Below are 16,142 nucleotides of genomic sequence, written 5' to 3'. Positions count from 1 at the left end.
GGTACGGGGCGTGAGGGCCCTTACTGCTTCGGCGGGCTTCCGTCACCGGAAGTGATCCCATCCGGGCGCACCGCCGCTGTACCTGCGCCCGTCGACCGTCACGCCGTCACCCGCTGTGAGCAGACTGGACGGAACGACGGTGCCCACGACGAGCCACTCCGCCGGCAGTTCGATGTCGGGCGGGAAGGTGGCGGCGAGGGCGTGGTCGTCGCCGCCGGCGAGGATCCAGCCGTACGGATCGACGCCGAGCGCGGTCGCGGCGTCGCGCATGGGCTCGGGCACGCTGAACGCACTACGGCGCAGGTCGATGCCGACGCCGCTGGCCGCCGCGATGTGGCCGAGGTCGGCGAGCAGCCCGTCGGACACGTCGATCATCGACGTCGCGCCCATCCGCGCCGCGACCGGGCCCAGGTGGTACGGCACCTCGGGCCGCCGGTGGGCGTCGACCAGCAGCTTCGGCGAGCGGAACCCGCGCGACAGGATCGTGTACCCGGCCGCGGCGTGCCCGATCCGCCCGGCCACGGCCACCACGTCGCCCGGGCGCGCGCCCGAGCGCACCAGCGGCGCCCGCCCCTCCAGGTCCCCGAGCGCGGTCACCGCGATGGTCAGCGTCGGGCTCGCCGACGTGTCCCCGCCCACGACCGTGGCGCCCGTCTTGGCCGCCTCCGCGGCCAGCCCGTCGGCGAGCTCCTCGGCCCACGAGATCTGCAGGTTGGCGGGGGCGCAGAGGGCCACCAGGAGCGCGGTGGGGCGTGCACCCATGGCGGCGATGTCGGCGAGGTTGGCCGCGGCCGCGCGGTGGCCGACGTCACGCGCGCTGGACCAGTCCCGGCGGAAGTGCCGCCCGTCGACCAGCACGTCCGTGCTCGCGACAACGCGCGCGTCCGGGGCCGCGACGAGGGCCGCGTCGTCCCCCGGCCCGAGCAGAACAGAGGGCGACGCCGCCCCGAGCCGGGCCGTCACCCGCGAGATCAGCCCGAACTCCCCGGCGGTTGCTAGGGTCACCCGTCCTCCAACGTGATGTTCGATAGTGTCGCCGACGCCGCGTGTCATGGCATGATCACGCACGGCGGTTGATTTGCCGATTCCATTCTTGCGGTAGGTTGACGCCTGGTCAGCGCTCGGGCGCAGGGAGGGAGTCGTGTCGTGGTACAGGCATACATCCTGATCCAAACAGAGGTCGGCAAGGCACGCGATGTGGCCTCGGCTATCCACGGCCTCAGCGGAGTGGTCCGTGTCGACGCCGTCACCGGCCCCTACGACGTCGTCGTCCTCACGGAGGCGCGCAACATCGACGAGCTGGGGCAGCTCATCGTGTCCAAGGTGCAGCTCGTGCCCGGAATCACCCGCACCGTCACCTGCTCGGTGGTGCACTTGTAGTGACCACGGACACAACACGCCCCGCAGCGGGCCCGGCCAGGATCGCGACCCTCGCGGCACTGCCGGTCGCGCTGGTGGTCGGCCTGGTCGCCTTCTGGGGCCTGGGCGGCTTTCCGAGTCATGCGGAAAAACCGCAAAACCTGGCAGCCGTACCCGCTGAGGCGCCCGGACTCGCCCCGAGCCCGGCCACGGTGTGCCGTGCGCTGGTTTCGAAGCTGCCGGACACGCTCGGCGGCCTCCAGCGCCGCCCGGTGACGGCCGGCGGCGAGCAGAACGCCGCGTTCGGCGACCCGCCGATCGTGCTGTCCTGCGGCGTGTCGAAGCCGGCGGTTCCGCAGGACGCGCAGCTGCTCGGCCTGTCGGGCGTATGTTGGTTCCCGGAGGAGCGCCCCGGCGAGACCGTCTGGCAGTCCGTGGACCGCGACGTCGCCCTCCGCGTCGTGGTACCGAAGTCCGTCGACGGGTCCTGGCTGGTGAATCTTTCAGCGCCGATCGTCGCCACCGTGCCCGCCACGGACCCCGGCCCCGTGCACTGCTGAACCGCTCCCCTCGGTTCGGGCTCGCATCTTCCGGCGGCGCAGCTGCCACTTCGCCCGTTCGCGTCCGCGCGGCACCGGCAGCCGCGCGATCGTGCTCGCGTCCGCGCGACCGTGCATTCGGTCCGGCTTAGCCCAGTGCGGCGTCCAGGGCGCGGCGGACGTCCGCGACCAGGTCGGCGGTGTCCTCCACGCCGCACGAGAAGCGGACGAGGCCCTCGGGGGCGTCGTCGCCCCACTGCGCCCGCCGGTCCGCCGTGGTGTGCAGCCCCCCGAACGACGTGGCGGCGAAGACCAGCTCGGACGCGGCCAGGAAGCGGTCCACGGCCGCCTTGTCCGCCAGCGTGAACGTCACCACGCCCGGCACGCGGCGCATCTGCCGGGCCGCCGCCTCGTACGCGGGATCGCCCGCGCGCCCGGGCCACCGCACGGACGCGACCGCCGGATGGCCCGCCAGCAGCTCGCTCACGGCGGCCGCGTTCGCGGTCTGACGCGCCAGGCGCAGGTCGAGCGTCCCGAGCGACCGGTGGGCGAGCCAGGCCTCGAACGCCCCCGGGATGCCACCCGTCCGCGCGCGCCAGGTGCGGATCGTCGCGAGCAGCTCCGGGTCACGCGCGCACACGTAGCCCAGCAGCATGTCGGAGTGTCCGGTCAGCGCCTTGGTGGCGGACGCGACCGAGAAGTCGGCGCCCAGGTCGAGCGGCCGTTGCCCGAGCGGCGTCGGCGTGGTGTTGTCCACGGCGACCAGGCCCCTGCGCGCGTGCGCCCGCGCGGCCAGGTCGGCCACGTCGCACACGTCCAGGCCCGGGTTGGACGGCGTCTCCAGCAGCAGGAGCCGGACGCCGTCGAACGTCGGGTAAGGCCCCGCGGTCGGCATCGTGCGCACCTCGATCCCGCGCCCGGGCAGGTGCTCGGCGGCGAAGGCGCGGGTGAGGAAGTACCCGTCGCCGGGCAGCACGACGGTGTCGCCCCCGCGCAGCGTGGCCAGGAGGACGGCGGTGATCGCCGCCATGCCGGAGGCGAACACGACGCACTCGCCGCCCTCCAGCTCGCCGATGGCCTGCTCCAGGAGGCGGTACGTCCGGTTGTCCGTCCGCCCGTATCCGTCCACGCCCGGCTGCGGCCCGGCGACCGGATCGAGGTGGTAGGGCGCCCCGAACACCGGGGAGGGCAGGAACGGCTCCCCCGCGACCGGCGCCGGCACCCCGGCATGGACGACGCGCGTACCGTCGCCACGGGGCGGCCAGGAGCCGCCATGCGGCGACGGCGCGGGCGCGGCGGTCGCGTCCCGGAATTCGCTGGTCACTGGCCGGTCGAGGGGACGCCCGGGCGCTCCGGCTTCGTCTCCCTCGCCATCAGCGCGGCGATGGCCTTGAGCGGGTCGACGCCCTCGTGACAGACCTGCTCGACCTGCTCCGTGATCGGCATCTCGACGCCGACGCTGTGCGCGAGATCACGAATCGACAGGCAGCTCTTGACGCCCTCGGCGGTCTGGCGGGTCGCGAGCTGCGCCTGTTCCAGGGTCTCGCCGCGCCCGAGCCGCTCGCCGAACGTACGGTTGCGCGACAGCGGCGAGGAGCACGTCGCGATGAGGTCGCCCAGGCCGGCGAGGCCGGCGAAGGTCATCGGATTGGCGCCGAGGGCCGCGCCCAGGCGGGCGGTCTCCGCCAGGCCGCGGGTGATCAGCGTGGCCTTGGTGTTGTCGCCGAACCCGAGCGCGGAGGCCATCCCGTAGGCGAGCGCGATGGCGTTCTTCACGGCGCCGCCGAGCTCGCAGCCGACGACGTCGTCGTTGGTGTACGGCCGGAGGTACCGCGTGCTGATCGCGCGCTGGACGAGCTCCGCGCGGCGGATATCGCGGCAGGCGACGACGGTGCCCGCGATCTGCTCGGCGGCGATCTCGGGCGCCAGATTGGGGCCGGTGACCACGACGACGCGCTCCGGTTCGACGCCGGCGACCTCGACGATCACCTCGCTCATCCGCTTGAGCGTGTCGAGCTCGATGCCCTTCATGAGGCTGACGAGCGTCGCGTCCGCGCCGATCGCCCCGCGCCAGGCGGTGAGGTTGTGCCGGAGCGTCTGCGACGGCACGGCGAGCACGACGAGGTCGGCCCCCTCGATGGCCTCGAACGCGTCGGACGTCGCGGTGACCGCCTCCGGCAGCCACATCGTGGGCAGATAGTCCGGGTTGTGGTGCTGATCCCGAATCGAGGCGGCGAGCTCGGGGCGGCGCGACCAGATGGTGACGTGAGGGGTACCGGCGTCGGCCAGGATCTTGGCGAAGGCCGTGCCCCACGAGCCGGCGCCCAGTACCGCCGCGCGCTGGATGCTCATGCTGCCTGCTCTTCGGGTCGCTGCGCGGTGCGCTTCGGGGTCCACAGCGGCGGCGGGGTGCCGCCCCGGATCTCCACCAGCATGTCGCGCAGGTGAAGCATGACGTGGTCGGTGATCTCGGCGAGAATCTGCGCCGTGGGCTGCGCGTCCGCCCAGGCCGACAGGTCGATGGGGTCGCCCGTCACGACGGTGACCTTCGCGCGCGGAAGCAGTTTGAGCTTCTTCGTGCGCGGGTCGTAGATCCGCTGCGGCCCCCACATGACGATCGGGATCATGGGTGCCCCGGTGTCCAGCCACAGCCGGGCGGCGCCGGTCTTGCCGCGCATCGGCCACAGGTCGGGCTCGCGGGTCGTGGTGCCCTCCGGGTAGATGACCACGGCTTCGCCTGCGCGGACGCCCGCCCGGGCGGCCTCGAGCGCCTTGACCGCGTCGGTGGTGCCGCGGCGCACCGGGATCTGGCGCACGGACTTCAGCAGGTATCCGAGCACGGGCACCTCGAACAGGCTGGACTTGGCCAGGAAGGACGGCCATCGGCCCGCGTCGTAGATGTAGTGCGCGACCGCCAGCGGGTCAGCGTGCGAGATGTGGTTGACCACGATGATCACGCCGCCCTCGGCCGGGATGTGCTCCATGCCCCGCCAGGTGCGGCGGGTCAGCACCTGGATCGCGGGCTTGACGGTCATGACGGCGAAACGCCGCCAGAAGCCCAGCCTCCGGCGCACCATCTCACCCTCCCCTCACGGTTCTGCTGCGAATCATGCCACTGCCGGGCGCCCGTTGGCCGTGTCAGGATGGCTCATGCACTGCCACGGCCAGTCGTCCACCCAGCCGACGGCTCCCGACCGGCCGGCCGCCTGGGTGGCCGTGGTGCCGGTCAAACCCCTGCGAGCGGCCAAGACGCGGCTGCGCGGCGCCGTGCCCGAGGCCGTACACCCGGACCTGGTGCTGGCCATGGCACGCGACACGGTAGCCGCCGCGCTCGCCTGCCGCGCGGTGGCGCGCGTCGTGGTGGTCTGCGACGACCCCGCGGTCTGCGCCGAGCTGACCGCCCTGGGCGCGTTGTGCCTGCCCGATGCCCCGGCCGCCGGCCTCAACGCAGCCCTGTCGTACGGCGCCCAGGCCGCCCAGCGCGCGACCGCGCCCTGCCACCGGTCGGAGGGTCTCCCACCCGACGGCCCAAGCCCCACCGACGCGGCGCACGCGGAGGCCAGGCCGGCGGACGACGCCGGGCCCGTGGACATGACGCGCATCGACACAGGTCGGACGGACGTTTCCCACATCAGCGTAGACCGCGCGGACGCAGCCCACATCGGCGTAGGACGCCCGGACGCAGCGCACAACGGGGCAGAGCGCGCGGACGCGGCGCACGTCGACGTGATGCGCGCGGATGCGGGCGGGATCGCGGTGGTCGCACTGACGGCGGATCTGCCGGCAATGCGGCCCGAGGATCTTGAGTCCGCCCTGGTCGCGGCCGTGCGGGCAGGGCGGCGGGCGTTCGTGCCGGACCTCGAGGGCACCGGGACCGTGCTGCTCGCGACGCCGGCCGGGGAGGCGCTGGCGCCGCAGTTCGGGCCGGGATCGGCGGCGGCGCACCTGCGCTCGGGCGCGGTGCGGCTCGACGGAGCATGGCCGAGCCTTCGACGCGACGTGGACACCGCGGCCGATCTCGATGCGGCGGCGCGGCTGGGACTCGGCGCACATACCGGACAAGTCCTCTGCACGGTAGCGTGATCGGCATGCAGGGCACAGTGGCGACGTTCGACGACGCGAGTCGCACCGGCACGGTGCTGCTCGACGACGGGGTCGAGGTGACGTTCCCGGCCGCGGCGTTCGACGCGTCCGGGCTGCGGCACCTGCGGCTCGGCCAGCGGGTTCGGCTCGACCACGACGATGTGGGCACGATCACGAAGGTCACGATCCCGACCCTGCCGTGATTCGCCAAGCAGCGGGAAGTTCATGTTGAGACCGGCACAAACAGGCCATGATGATCCGGTGGACGAGAGCACAACCGGTCGAAGCCGCCCGCGCAATGCCGCCCAGCGGCCCGATCCGGCGAGTGCACCACCCAAGACGACGAGGACCAGCGGGAGTGGGGACCCGGCGCGGGCTCGTCGAGCCACAAGGGTCGCGCGGCCGGCAGCGGCCGACGAAGCCACGGTGAGCGAGGTCACGGTGAACGAGGCCACGACAGAGACGACGAAGGCGCCCGATCGGGTTCCGGTGCAGAAGGCCCCGGCGAAGTCGTCCGCGCCCGGGCGAGCCGCGAGCACTCCGGCGAAGTCCACGGAGCCGAAGCCGCCGGCCGACGGCGCGGAGCCGGCCCCAGGGACGTCCGAGACGAGGCCCGGCGGGCGGCCGGACGCCGCCAAGCCCACGACGCAGGCGGCTGCCGGGAAGCCGGCTGCCGCCAAACCCGCGACGGACGCGGCTGGCACGAAGCCGGCGACGCGCGCGGCTGCCGCAAGGGCGACGACGCAGGCGTCCGCCGCCAAGCCCGCGACGGACGCAGCTGACACGAAGTCGGCGACGCAGGCAGCTGGCACGAAGCCGACGACGCAAGCCGGCGGCGTCAAGGCGACGGTCGCCACCACGCAGGATGCAACCCAGCCGGCTACCGCGAGCCGGGCGCACACCAACGGCGTGGCCGTTGCGGAAGCCGCGGTCAGCACCGAAACGGTGGACACCGCAGCCCCGGCGGGCACCACAGACATCGCGGCCCCGGCAGAGGGCGCGGACGCCGTGACACCGGCGGAAGGCGAGACGGACCTGGAGGGCGTCGCCGTGGAGGCGGGCGCGAAGGCAGCAGCGGTGCCGGGCGAGGGCGCGGGAGCCGCGCTCGGAGGCGTCGAAGCCGCACGCGAGGACGCGCCCGCGGCGGGCGCCCTGGCCGAGGGCTCGGCCGCGATCGGGGACGAGGCCGTCGAGGGCGTGGGCGGCGCCGGGTACGCCGCCGACCGCGCGGACGCCCCTGCCGAAGCACCAGAGGCCGTCCGCGGGGACCTCGGCGCCGGGTTGTTCGGGGCCGAAGGGGACGCACTGCGGGTACAGGAGGAAGAGAAGCCGCTGCCGGAGGACCGCTATCTCAACCGCGAGCTGTCCTGGCTCGACTTCAACGCGCGTGTCCTGACGCTGGCCGAGGACCCGACGACGCCGCTGCTGGAGCGGGCCAAGTTCCTGGCGATCTTCGCCAGCAACCTCGACGAGTTCTACATGGTGCGCGTCGCGGGGCTGAAGCGGCGCCTGCAGACCGGGCTGCCGGTGCGGCGGCCCGGGTTCCTGCCGCCGACGGAGCAGTTGGAGCAGATCGCCGAGCGCACGTCCGCGCTGATGTCGCGGCAGTCGCGGGTCTTCGCCGAGGAGATCGCGCCGGCGATGGCCGAGGAGAACATCCACATCGTTCGCTGGACGGAGCTGGACCCTGCGGAGCGGGAGCGGATGCGCGCGTCGTTCCGCGAGCAGATCTTCCCGGTGCTGACGCCGCTGGCGGTCGACCCGGCGCACCCGTTCCCGTACATCTCGGGGCTGTCGCTGAACCTGGCCGTGGTGGTGCGGGAGAAGGACGGCGGGCCGGAGCTGTTCGCGCGGATCAAGGTGCCCAACAACGTGCCGCGGTTCTTCGCGCTGCACGCCGCGCGCGACGGTGCGCGGGTGATGCGCTTCCTGCCCGTCGAGGAGCTGATCGCGGCGCACCTCGGGCAGCTGTTCTCGGGCATGCAGGTGGTCGAGCATCACCTGTTCCGGGTGACCCGCAACGCCGAGGTCGAGCTCGACGAGGACCGCGACGAGGATCTGCTGCAGGCGCTGGAGCGGGAGCTCGCGCGGAGGCGCTTCGGGCCGCCGGTACGGCTGGAGGTCGCCGCCTCGATCTCCGACCACGTGCTGGAACTGCTCGTGCGCGAGCTGGACATGGACTCGCACGACGTGCTGCGGGTGCCGGGTCTGCTCGACCTGACGGCGCTGTGGGAGGTGTACAACGGTGTCGATCGTCCGGACCTGAAGGACCCTCCTTTCGTACCGGCGACGCACCCGCACTTCGCCGAGGGTGAGACGCCGCGCAGCGTCTTCGCGCGGCTGCGCGACCACGACATCCTGGTGCACCACCCGTACCACTCGTTCTCCACGAGCGTGCAGCGCTTCATCGAGCAGGCCGCCGCGGACCCGAACGTGCTGGCGATCAAGCTGACGCTGTACCGCACCAGCGGCGACTCGCCGATCGTCGACGCGCTCGTCGACGCGGCCGAGGCGGGCAAGCAGGTGGTGGTGCTCGTCGAGGTGAAGGCGCGCTTCGACGAGAAGGCCAACATCGGCTGGGCGCGGACGCTGGAGCGGGCGGGCTGCCACGTGGTGTACGGCCTCGTCGGGCTCAAGACGCACACGAAGACGGCCCTCGTGGTGCGGCAGGAGGGCAACCACATCCGCCGCTACTGCCACGTCGGTACCGGCAACTACCACCCGAAGACGGCGCGGCTCTACGAGGACTACGGGCTGCTGACCGCCGACCCGGAGGTAGGCGCGGACCTGACCGACCTGTTCAACGTGCTCACCGGTTACAGCCGCCAGACGTCCTACCGCCGCCTGCTGGTCGCGCCGCACGGTGTGCGCCGCGGCATCATCGAGCGGATCGAGCGCGAGGTCGCGTTCGGTGCCGGCGGCCTCGTGCAGATCAAGGTGAACTCGCTGGTCGACGAGGAGGTCATCGACTCGCTGTACCGTGCGAGCCGCGCGGGGACGCGGGTCGACCTGATCGTGCGCGGCATCTGTGCGCTGCGCCCGGGCGTGCCGGACCTGTCGGAGAACATTCGGGTCCGTTCGGTCCTGGGCCGGTTCCTGGAGCACTCGCGGGTGTTCCGGTTCGGCCACGGCGCCCGCGCGGAGTACTGGATCGGCTCGGCGGATCTCATGCACCGCAACCTGGACCGCCGCGTGGAGGCCCTGGTGCAGGTGACCGACCCGGCGTCGACCGAGGAGCTGCACCGGGTGCTGGGCCTGATGATGAGCGACGAGACGGGCGCGTTCGAGCTGTCGGGCAACGGCGCGTGGCACCGGCGGCCGGGCAGGAACCCGCAGGAGGCCCTGCTGCGCCGCATCGTCGACCGGGTGGAGTGAGCCTGTTCAAGCTTTAGGGTGGCTGGATGCTGGAGGAAGAGCGCAAGTACCTGGTCGACGACGGGTTCACGATGCCGGACCTCAGCGCCGCCGGACGGGTGAGCGCGCGGAAGCCGGTGATGCTGCGGGCGACCTACTACGACACCGCCGAACGGCTGCTCGCCCGGCACGGGGTTTCGCTGCGGTACCGCAAGAACGATGTCCCGGCGAAGGTCTGGACGGTCAAGCTGCCGTCCTCGACGGCGGGGGTGCGCCATGAGCACTCCCGCCCGTCCGTGGGCGCGGGCGTGGTGCCGCCGGACCTGCTGGATCTGGTGACGGCGTACCGGCGCGAGCGCACCCTGCTGCCGGCGGCGGTGCTGCGCACGGTGCGGACCGTCTACGAGGTCTCCGACCGCGACGGCGCGGTCCTGGCCGAGGTGGCCGACGACGTCGTGAGCGTCCTCGACGGGCGCAAGGTCGCGCACCGGTTCCGCGAGATCGAGGTCGAGCGGGTCGACGGCGGGCCGAAACTGCTGGACAAGATCGAACGGCTGCTGCTGCGCGCGGGCGCGGAGGCGGGCGACTTCGTGCCCAAGCACGTGCGGGCGATGGGCCGGCTGGAGGCGCCGGTGCTGGTCGTGTCCGCGCCGCTGCGCCGCCGGCCCCGCGCCGGCGACGTGGTGACCGAGGCGATCCGCCGCGACGTCGCGCGCATCTTCGGGCACGACCCGTTCGCGCGGCTGCGCGCGATCATGCCCAACGGCGACACCCCCGTGCACCAGATGCGGGTCGGCACCCGCCGGCTGCGCAGCGACCTGCAGACGTTCCAGGCGCTGCTGGACCCGTCGTGGACGGCGCAGCTGCGCGCGGAGCTGGCCTGGCTGGCCACCGCGCTCGGGGGCGCGCGCGACGTCGAGGTGCTGCGGGCGAGGCTGCACCGCACGGCCGCCGCCGACCCGCTCGTACCGCCGGATCCGCAGGCGGTGGGGCGCATCGACGCGGCGCTGGCGGCGCGGCAGGAGGAGGCGCTGGCGACGCTGGACGCGGCGCTGCACTCGCCGCGGTACGTGAAGCTGCTCGACGCGCTCGTCGAGGCCGTACAGGCGCCGCGGCTGTCGGCCCTGGCCCGGGAGCGCGCCAACGAGGTGCTGCCGGGCATCGTGCGCAAGCCGTGGCGGCGGCTGGTGTCCGGCGGGGGCCGTGCGCCCGGCGCCGGTGAGCTGACCCCGGACCTGCCCGACGACGAATGGCACGAGGTCCGCAAGCGGGCGAAGCGGGCCCGCTACGCCGCCGACGCGGTCTCGGTGGTGGTCGGCCCCGACGCGGTACTGCTGGCGAAGGCCATCGCGCGGGCGCAGGGCGTGCTCGGCGAGCATCAGGACGCCGCGATCGCCGCGGACGCGTGGCTGGACGCCGCCGCGGCGGCGCCCGGCGACCACGCCCTCGCGATCACGGCGGGGCGGCTGTTCGAACGCGAACGAGCCTCGGTCACGCGCGCCCGCGCGAAGTTCCCGGCCGTGTGGGAGTCGGTGCTGGAGGATAAAAATATCGCATGGCTGAAGTGAACTCGGTGGTCCGCGCCGCGGGCGGCGTCGTGTGGCGGCGCAGCGGCGGCGCGCCGGAGATCGTGCTGGTGCACCGGCCCCGGTACAACGACTGGTCGCTGCCCAAGGGAAAGCTCGACCCGGGCGAGCACGAGCTGACCGCCGCGGTCCGCGAGGTGCTCGAGGAGACGTCGGTGGAGGCGGTACCGCAGGTGCGGCTGCCGTCGATCAGATACCTCACCGGCGAGCCGGGCGTGGAGAAGCTCGTCGACTTCTGGTCGATGCGCGCGGCCGCGTGGGTGCCGCGGCCGGCCGACGACGAAATTGAGGAGGCTCGGTGGGTGCCGGTCACCGACGCCCAGTCGGCGCTGAGCTACGCGCACGACCGGGGCGTGGTGCGCGCGTTCCTGGGCCTGCCGCCGGTCACCGCGGTGGTGGCGCTGGTACGGCACGCGAAGGCCGGCCGGCGGCGCGAGTGGACCGGCCCGGACGCCGAGCGGCCCCTGGAGCCCGTCGGGGAACGGGACGCGCGGGCCCTGAGCGGGCTGCTGGCGCTGCTACGGCCGGACCGGGTGGTGTCGGCCACCCCCCTGCGGTGCCGCCAGACCGTGGAGCCGCTGGGGCTGCCGGTGGAGGTCGACGCGACGTTCGACGAGCTGCAGGAGCCGGAGCCGGCCGCCGCGGCGCTGGCCGAGCTGGCCGGGCGCGGCGGCACGACCGTGGTGTGCAGCCAGGGCAAGCTGATGCCGCCGCTGCTCACGGCGCTGACGAAGCGCACCGACGTCAACTTCCACACCCGCAAGGGCGCCGGATGGGTGCTGTGCTTCTCGGACGGGCGCATCGTCGGGCGGGACAGGCTGACACCGGTGACGTTGCAATAGTCGAAAGCGGAAATGGCGAAAGGGCGGCGCCGCGATTCGCGGCGCCGCCCTTTCGTTGCCTGCTTCCTTACTTGGCGGCGGCCTTCTTGGCCGGCGCCTTCTTGGCGGCCGTGGTGGTCTTGGCGGCGGCCGTGGTGGCCGTCGTCGTCTTGCGCGCCGCCGTGGACGCCGCGGCGCGGGTCGTCTTGGCGGCGGCCTTCTTCGCCGGCGCCGTCTTGGTGGCGGCGGCCTTGGCCGGAGCGGTCTTGGTCGCGGCGGCCTTGGCCGGAGCGGCCTTCGCCGTCGTCGCCTTCGCCGTGGTGGCCTTGGCGGTCGTCGCCTTCGCGGTGGCGGCCTTGGTCGCGACGGCCTTCTTCGCCGCGGCGACCTTCGGCACCTTGCCGCTGGCGACCATCTCGCGGAAGCTGGCGCCGGCGCGGAACGCGGGAACCGACGTCTTCTTCACCTTCACCGCTTCACCGGTGCGCGGATTGCGGGCGGTTCTCGCGCCACGGATGCGCTTCTCGAACACGCCGAAACCGGTGATGGCGACCTTGTCGCCCTTGGTCACGGCGGCCTGGATCTCGGCCAGCACCGCGTCCAGCGCCGCGTTCGCCGACTTCTTGTCGCCCAGGCGAGCGCTGAGCGCCTCGATGAGCTCGGCCTTGTTCACGTTTCCTCCCGTACCAGAATTGAAGTCCCTGTGGGCAAGGTATCCCAACGCACACAGGATACAAACATATGACGGAAAAGAAATCGTTGTGGAGTAACGGATTTGACCGGCGGCTCATCGAGACGCCCCTGCGGGGGCTAGTGAACGACGGGTGTCCACTCCGGACGGCCTTGTTCGAAGGCGGTGATAGCGTCCTCGTGGCGAAGGGTGAGGCCGATGTCGTCAAGGCCTTCCAGCAGCCGCCAACGACTGAAATCGTCCAGTGGGAAGGCCCATTCGTGGGCGCCCGCGCGCAACTGGCGGGACTCGAGGTCGACCGTTACCGCGAGCTTCGGGTCGGCCTCGATCGCGGCCCACAGGGTCTCGACGTTTTCGAGGCCGAGTTCGACGGGCAGCAGCCCGGCCTTGAGCGCGTTGCCACGGAAGATGTCACCGAAACGGGGGGCGACGACGGCCCGGAATCCGTAGTCCTGCAGCGCCCAAACGGCGTGCTCACGCGAGGATCCGGTGCCGAACTCGGGCCCGGCGACGAGGATCGAGGCGCCCTCGTACGCCGGATTGTTGAGCACGAATTCTGGGTCGGAACGCCAGGCGTTGAACAGCCCGTCGGCAAACCCGGTGCGGGTGACGCGCTTGAGGTAGACGGCGGGGATGATCTGGTCGGTGTCCACGTTGGACCGGCGCAGCGGTACGGCGGTGCCGGTGTGGACGGTGAACTTCTCCATGTGTTCGTGTCCCTTTTAGTTCAGGTCGGCGGGGGCGGCGAGGTGGCCGGAGACGGCGGTCGCCGCGGCGACCGGGGGCGAAACCAGGTGGGTGCGGCCACCGCGACCCTGGCGCCCCTCGAAGTTGCGGTTGGACGTCGAGGCGGAGCGCTCGCCCGGCTTCAGCGTGTCCGGGTTCATGCCCAGGCACATGGAGCAGCCGGCGAAGCGCCACTCCGCGCCGGCGGCGGTGAAGACCTGGTCGAGGCCCTCCTGCTCCGCGGCCGCGCGCACGGAGGCCGAGCCGGGCACCACGAGCATCCGTACGCCGTCGGCGACCTTGCGCCCGCGTAGCACCTCGGCCGCGGCGCGCAGGTCCTCCAGCCGGCCGTTGGTGCACGAGCCGAGGAACACCACGTCGACCGGAATCTCGCGCATCGCCGTGCCGGGGGTGAGCGCCATGTACTCCAGCGCCTTCTGCGCGGCGACGCGCTCCGCGCTCTCGGCGAAGTCGTCCGGGCTGGGGACGAAGCCGCCCAGCGGCGCGCCCTGGCCCGGGTTGGTGCCCCAGGTGACAAACGGGGTGAGCTGCGAGACGTCCAGCGTCACCTCGGTGTCGAACTTGGCGCCGTCGTCGGTGCGAAGGCTGCGCCAGTACTCCTTGGCGCGCTCCCATTCCTCACCCTTCGGCGCGTACTGCCGGCCCTCGATGTAGGCGAAGGTCGTCTCGTCCGGCGCGATCATGCCGGCCTTGGCGCCCCACTCGATCGACATGTTGGAGATGGTCATCCGACCCTCCATGGACAGCTTCTCGATCACCGGGCCGCGGTACTCCACGACGTGCCCGCGGCCGCCGCCCGTGCCCACCTGGGTGATGAGCGCCAGCACCAGATCCTTGGCGGTGACGTCGGGGCCGAGCTCACCGACGACGTTGACCGCCATGGTGCGCGGGCGCGCCTGCGAGAGCGTCTGCGTCGCCAGGACGTGCTCCACCTCGGACGTACCGATGCCGAACGCGAGGGCGCCGAACGCGCCGTGCGTGGAGGTGTGCGAGTCGCCGCACACGATGGTCATGCCGGGCTGGGTGAGGCCGAGCTGCGGTCCCATGACGTGGACCACGCCCTGCTGCGCGTCGCCGAGCGAGTGCAGCCGGATGCCGAACTCGGCGCAGTTGCGGCGCAGCGTCTCGATCTGGGTGCGTGACACCGGGTCGCTGATCGTCAACAGGTTGTCGGTCGGCGTGTTGTGGTCCTCGGTCGCGATCGTCAGGTCGCGGCGCCGCACGGGGCGGCCGGACATGCGCAGGCCGTCGAACGCCTGCGGGCTGGTGACCTCGTGCAGCAGGTGCAGGTCGATGTAGAGCAGATCGGGCTCACCGGCGGCGGTGCGTACGACGTGCGCGTCCCACACCTTCTCCGCCAGCGTTCGCGGCTGCTGTCGGGCTTCTCCCACCATCTGGACATCCTAAAATTTGGGAGGTATGTTTCGGTCTGTGGGACACAGTATGAGCGGTGTCGGCGTGCTCGACAAGGCGGTCGTCATCCTTGCCGCCTGCGTCGACGGCGCCAGCCTGGCGGAATTGGTGGAGCGGACCAAGCTTCCGCGCGCCACCGCACACCGCCTGGCACAGGCATTGGAGATCCACCGCTTGCTCGTGCGCGACGCCCAGGGCCGCTGGCGCCCGGGACCGCGGCTCGGCGAGCTGGCCAATGCAGCACCGGACGTACTGCTGACCGCCGCCGAGCCGATGCTGACCGCGCTGCGCGACGCGACGGGCGAGAGCGCGCAGCTGTACCTGCGCCGCGCCGACGAACGCCTGTGCGTCGCCGCGGCCGAGCGGGCCAGCGGGCTGCGTGACACGGTGCCGATCGGCGCCGTGCTGCCGATGACGGCCGGCTCAGCCGCACAGGTCCTCCTGGCATGGGAGCCGCCCGAGGCCGTGATGCCGCTGCTGCCGCGCTGCAAGTTCACCGGGCGCACCCTCGCGGAGGTGCGGCGGCGCGGCTGGGCCCAGAGCGTGGCGGAGCGCGAGGCGGGCGTCGCGAGCGTTTCGGCGCCGATCCGGGACCGCACGGGGCGGGTCATCGCGGCGATCAGCGTTTCCGGGCCGATCGAGCGCCTGGGCCGACGCCCGGGCGATCGGCACGCGATGGCCGTCGTGCGGGCCGGGCAGCGCCTGTCGGGCCTGTAGCCGCTTCGGTTCCTCCCCTGCCGCCTCGCTACCGCACGCGCGCGATTCGCGCGTCCTCCGCCCGGCCGGTCACCTTCCGGCCGGGCGCAGCTCTTGATGCTCGCCGGCGGCTCTTCGTGCTCGCCGCGTCCGTCCTTGAGTTTTCGAGCCTCGACGCCCGGCAGCGCGGGCGCCGTGCGTGTGCCTGAGGGCGCCTGGACGAGGGAGCCGGCTTCGCGGGAATCGCGCGCGGACGCGTCGGGCACGGCGCCGATGCCCTGGTCCTGGCCGCGACGGGCGCCGACAGGGTTGCGCGCCGCGCGGACGCGCCTACGATCTCGGCGAGACGTGCCGTCCGGAGCGTCCGGGGGCGCCCGGGCGCGGGCGCGTCCTGCATCGGCGGATCCGGGGCGCGGTCCCGGAGCGCATCAGCTGGAAGGAACGCCAGTGCCCGATTCGACCACACCTGCCAGCCCCGAGCCGGACGGCTCGGCGGGCATCCACTCCACCCCGACGTCGGGGACGCCGGCCTCCCCGTCGGAACACGGCCCGAGCGGGCCCGACGCGCCGGACTCCCCTCCCGCGCCGCAGGAGCCGCAGCTGCCACCGCCCGCGCAGTCCAGCGGCGGCAGCGGCAACAGCGGCGGCAGCAGCAGTGGCCGCGGCGGCTGCATGACGGCGATGATCGGGCTGTTCGTGTTCATCGCGGCAGTCCTGGGGATCGCCACCCAGTTGTAAACGGACGGGCGACGCGCCCGCGCCCACCTGACCGGCGCGGGCGCGTCGCCGTGGTTCGACGACCGGCTCGGGGTGCCGGCGTGGGGCCGCGCCCGCGCGTCCGGACCGGCCCTGG

At 72.9% G+C, this 16,142-nt stretch carries 15 protein-coding genes and 1 pseudogene; 9 read left to right on the top strand and 7 right to left on the bottom strand.

Annotated features, from left to right (window positions below; translation table 11 throughout):
• Positions 1-42: 42 nt before the first annotated feature.
• Positions 43-1,053 carry a thiamine-phosphate kinase gene (locus tag ACGFI8_RS01625; protein ID WP_392798418.1) on the bottom strand — a complete coding sequence of 337 codons (1,011 nt, stop codon included), beginning with the start codon at positions 1,051-1,053 and terminating at the stop codon, positions 43-45.
• 93 nt (positions 1,054-1,146) lie between these two features.
• Here ACGFI8_RS01625 and ACGFI8_RS01620 point away from each other — a divergent pair, with 93 nt between their 5' ends.
• Positions 1,147-1,380 carry an Lrp/AsnC ligand binding domain-containing protein gene (locus ACGFI8_RS01620; RefSeq protein WP_392798415.1) on the top strand — a complete coding sequence of 78 codons (234 nt, stop codon included), beginning with the start codon at positions 1,147-1,149 and terminating at the stop codon, positions 1,378-1,380.
• Positions 1,380-1,919 (top strand): DUF3515 domain-containing protein, encoded by a 540-nt coding sequence (locus ACGFI8_RS01615; protein ID WP_392798412.1) that lies wholly within the window; start codon positions 1,380-1,382, stop codon positions 1,917-1,919. The genes ACGFI8_RS01620 and ACGFI8_RS01615 overlap by 1 nt, the downstream gene beginning before the upstream one ends.
• 127 nt (positions 1,920-2,046) lie before the next feature.
• Here ACGFI8_RS01615 and ACGFI8_RS01610 read toward each other — a convergent pair whose 3' ends face one another.
• Genes ACGFI8_RS01610 through ACGFI8_RS01600 form a run of 3 tightly spaced genes read right to left on the bottom strand, consistent with a single transcriptional unit; the run spans position 2,047 to position 4,975 of the window.
• Positions 2,047-3,222, bottom strand: a complete 1,176-nt coding sequence (locus ACGFI8_RS01610) for a cystathionine gamma-lyase (protein ID WP_392798409.1) — start codon at positions 3,220-3,222, stop codon at positions 2,047-2,049.
• Complete coding sequence (locus ACGFI8_RS01605) at positions 3,219-4,250, bottom strand: NAD(P)H-dependent glycerol-3-phosphate dehydrogenase (protein ID WP_392798406.1); 1,032 nt, start codon at positions 4,248-4,250, stop codon at positions 3,219-3,221. The genes ACGFI8_RS01610 and ACGFI8_RS01605 overlap by 4 nt, the downstream gene beginning before the upstream one ends.
• A complete protein-coding gene (locus tag ACGFI8_RS01600) occupies positions 4,247-4,975 on the bottom strand; it encodes a lysophospholipid acyltransferase family protein (RefSeq protein WP_392798403.1) in 729 nt (242 codons plus the stop codon). The genes ACGFI8_RS01605 and ACGFI8_RS01600 overlap by 4 nt, the downstream gene beginning before the upstream one ends.
• Before the next feature lie 673 nt (positions 4,976-5,648).
• Here ACGFI8_RS01600 and ACGFI8_RS01595 point away from each other — a divergent pair.
• The 5 genes and pseudogenes from ACGFI8_RS01595 to ACGFI8_RS01575 form a co-directional block, all read left to right on the top strand.
• A pseudogene (locus ACGFI8_RS01595) lies at positions 5,649-5,978 on the top strand (2-phospho-L-lactate guanylyltransferase); the annotation flags it as partial.
• An 8-nt stretch (positions 5,979-5,986) separates the two neighbouring features.
• Entirely contained in the window at positions 5,987-6,184 is a 198-nt protein-coding gene (locus ACGFI8_RS01590; RefSeq protein WP_392798400.1) for a cold-shock protein, read from the top strand.
• Between the two features lie 994 nt (positions 6,185-7,178).
• Complete coding sequence (locus ACGFI8_RS01585) at positions 7,179-9,356, top strand: RNA degradosome polyphosphate kinase (RefSeq protein WP_392799590.1); 2,178 nt, start codon at positions 7,179-7,181, stop codon at positions 9,354-9,356.
• Positions 9,357-9,382: 26 nt separating this feature from the next.
• Entirely contained in the window at positions 9,383-10,903 is a 1,521-nt protein-coding gene (locus tag ACGFI8_RS01580; RefSeq protein WP_392798397.1) for a CHAD domain-containing protein, read from the top strand.
• Positions 10,891-11,763 carry an NUDIX domain-containing protein gene (locus ACGFI8_RS01575; protein WP_392798394.1) on the top strand — a complete coding sequence of 291 codons (873 nt, stop codon included), beginning with the start codon at positions 10,891-10,893 and terminating at the stop codon, positions 11,761-11,763. Before ACGFI8_RS01580 ends, ACGFI8_RS01575 begins: the two co-directional genes overlap by 13 nt.
• A 67-nt stretch (positions 11,764-11,830) precedes the next feature.
• On the opposite strand, the gene ACGFI8_RS01570 is transcribed toward ACGFI8_RS01575, so the two are convergent.
• The 3 genes from ACGFI8_RS01570 to leuC form a co-directional block, all read right to left on the bottom strand.
• Positions 11,831-12,415 (bottom strand): HU family DNA-binding protein, encoded by a 585-nt coding sequence (locus tag ACGFI8_RS01570; protein ID WP_392798391.1) that lies wholly within the window; start codon positions 12,413-12,415, stop codon positions 11,831-11,833.
• A gap of 137 nt (positions 12,416-12,552) precedes the next feature.
• A complete protein-coding gene (leuD, locus tag ACGFI8_RS01565) occupies positions 12,553-13,140 on the bottom strand; it encodes a 3-isopropylmalate dehydratase small subunit (protein WP_350548474.1) in 588 nt (195 codons plus the stop codon).
• 15 nt (positions 13,141-13,155) lie between these two features.
• Positions 13,156-14,574, bottom strand: coding sequence for a 3-isopropylmalate dehydratase large subunit (leuC, locus tag ACGFI8_RS01560; protein WP_392798388.1), 1,419 nt, complete (start codon positions 14,572-14,574; stop codon positions 13,156-13,158).
• Between the two features lie 49 nt (positions 14,575-14,623).
• Between leuC and ACGFI8_RS01555 the strand changes: the two genes are divergently transcribed.
• A complete protein-coding gene (locus tag ACGFI8_RS01555; protein ID WP_392799587.1) occupies positions 14,624-15,310 on the top strand; it encodes an IclR family transcriptional regulator in 687 nt (228 codons plus the stop codon).
• A gap of 426 nt (positions 15,311-15,736) precedes the next feature.
• Positions 15,737-16,027: a hypothetical protein gene (locus ACGFI8_RS01550; RefSeq protein WP_392798385.1), complete on the top strand. Its 291-nt coding sequence runs from the start codon at positions 15,737-15,739 to the stop codon at positions 16,025-16,027.
• The last annotated feature ends 115 nt before the right edge of the window (positions 16,028-16,142 follow it).

It is taken from the genome of Dactylosporangium sp. NPDC048998, assembly GCF_043197855.1.
Classification (GTDB): Bacteria; Actinomycetota; Actinomycetes; order Mycobacteriales; family Micromonosporaceae; genus Dactylosporangium.
This window is presented reverse-complemented; position numbering and strand designations above follow the sequence as displayed.

Coding starts and splice junctions, on each gene's coding strand:
- ACGFI8_RS01605 (WP_392798406.1), bottom strand. CDS start 4,250: ATGAGCATCCAGCGCGCGGCGGTACTGGGCGCCGGCTCGTGGGGCACG.
- ACGFI8_RS01590 (WP_392798400.1), top strand. CDS start 5,987: ATGCAGGGCACAGTGGCGACGTTCGACGACGCGAGTCGCACCGGCACG.
- ACGFI8_RS01625 (WP_392798418.1), bottom strand. CDS start 1,053: ATGACACGCGGCGTCGGCGACACTATCGAACATCACGTTGGAGGACGG.
- leuD (WP_350548474.1), bottom strand. CDS start 13,140: ATGGAGAAGTTCACCGTCCACACCGGCACCGCCGTACCGCTGCGCCGG.
- ACGFI8_RS01555 (WP_392799587.1), top strand. CDS start 14,624: ATGAGCGGTGTCGGCGTGCTCGACAAGGCGGTCGTCATCCTTGCCGCC.
- ACGFI8_RS01575 (WP_392798394.1), top strand. CDS start 10,891: ATGGCTGAAGTGAACTCGGTGGTCCGCGCCGCGGGCGGCGTCGTGTGG.
- ACGFI8_RS01580 (WP_392798397.1), top strand. CDS start 9,383: ATGCTGGAGGAAGAGCGCAAGTACCTGGTCGACGACGGGTTCACGATG.
- ACGFI8_RS01600 (WP_392798403.1), bottom strand. CDS start 4,975: ATGGTGCGCCGGAGGCTGGGCTTCTGGCGGCGTTTCGCCGTCATGACC.
- leuC (WP_392798388.1), bottom strand. CDS start 14,574: ATGGTGGGAGAAGCCCGACAGCAGCCGCGAACGCTGGCGGAGAAGGTG.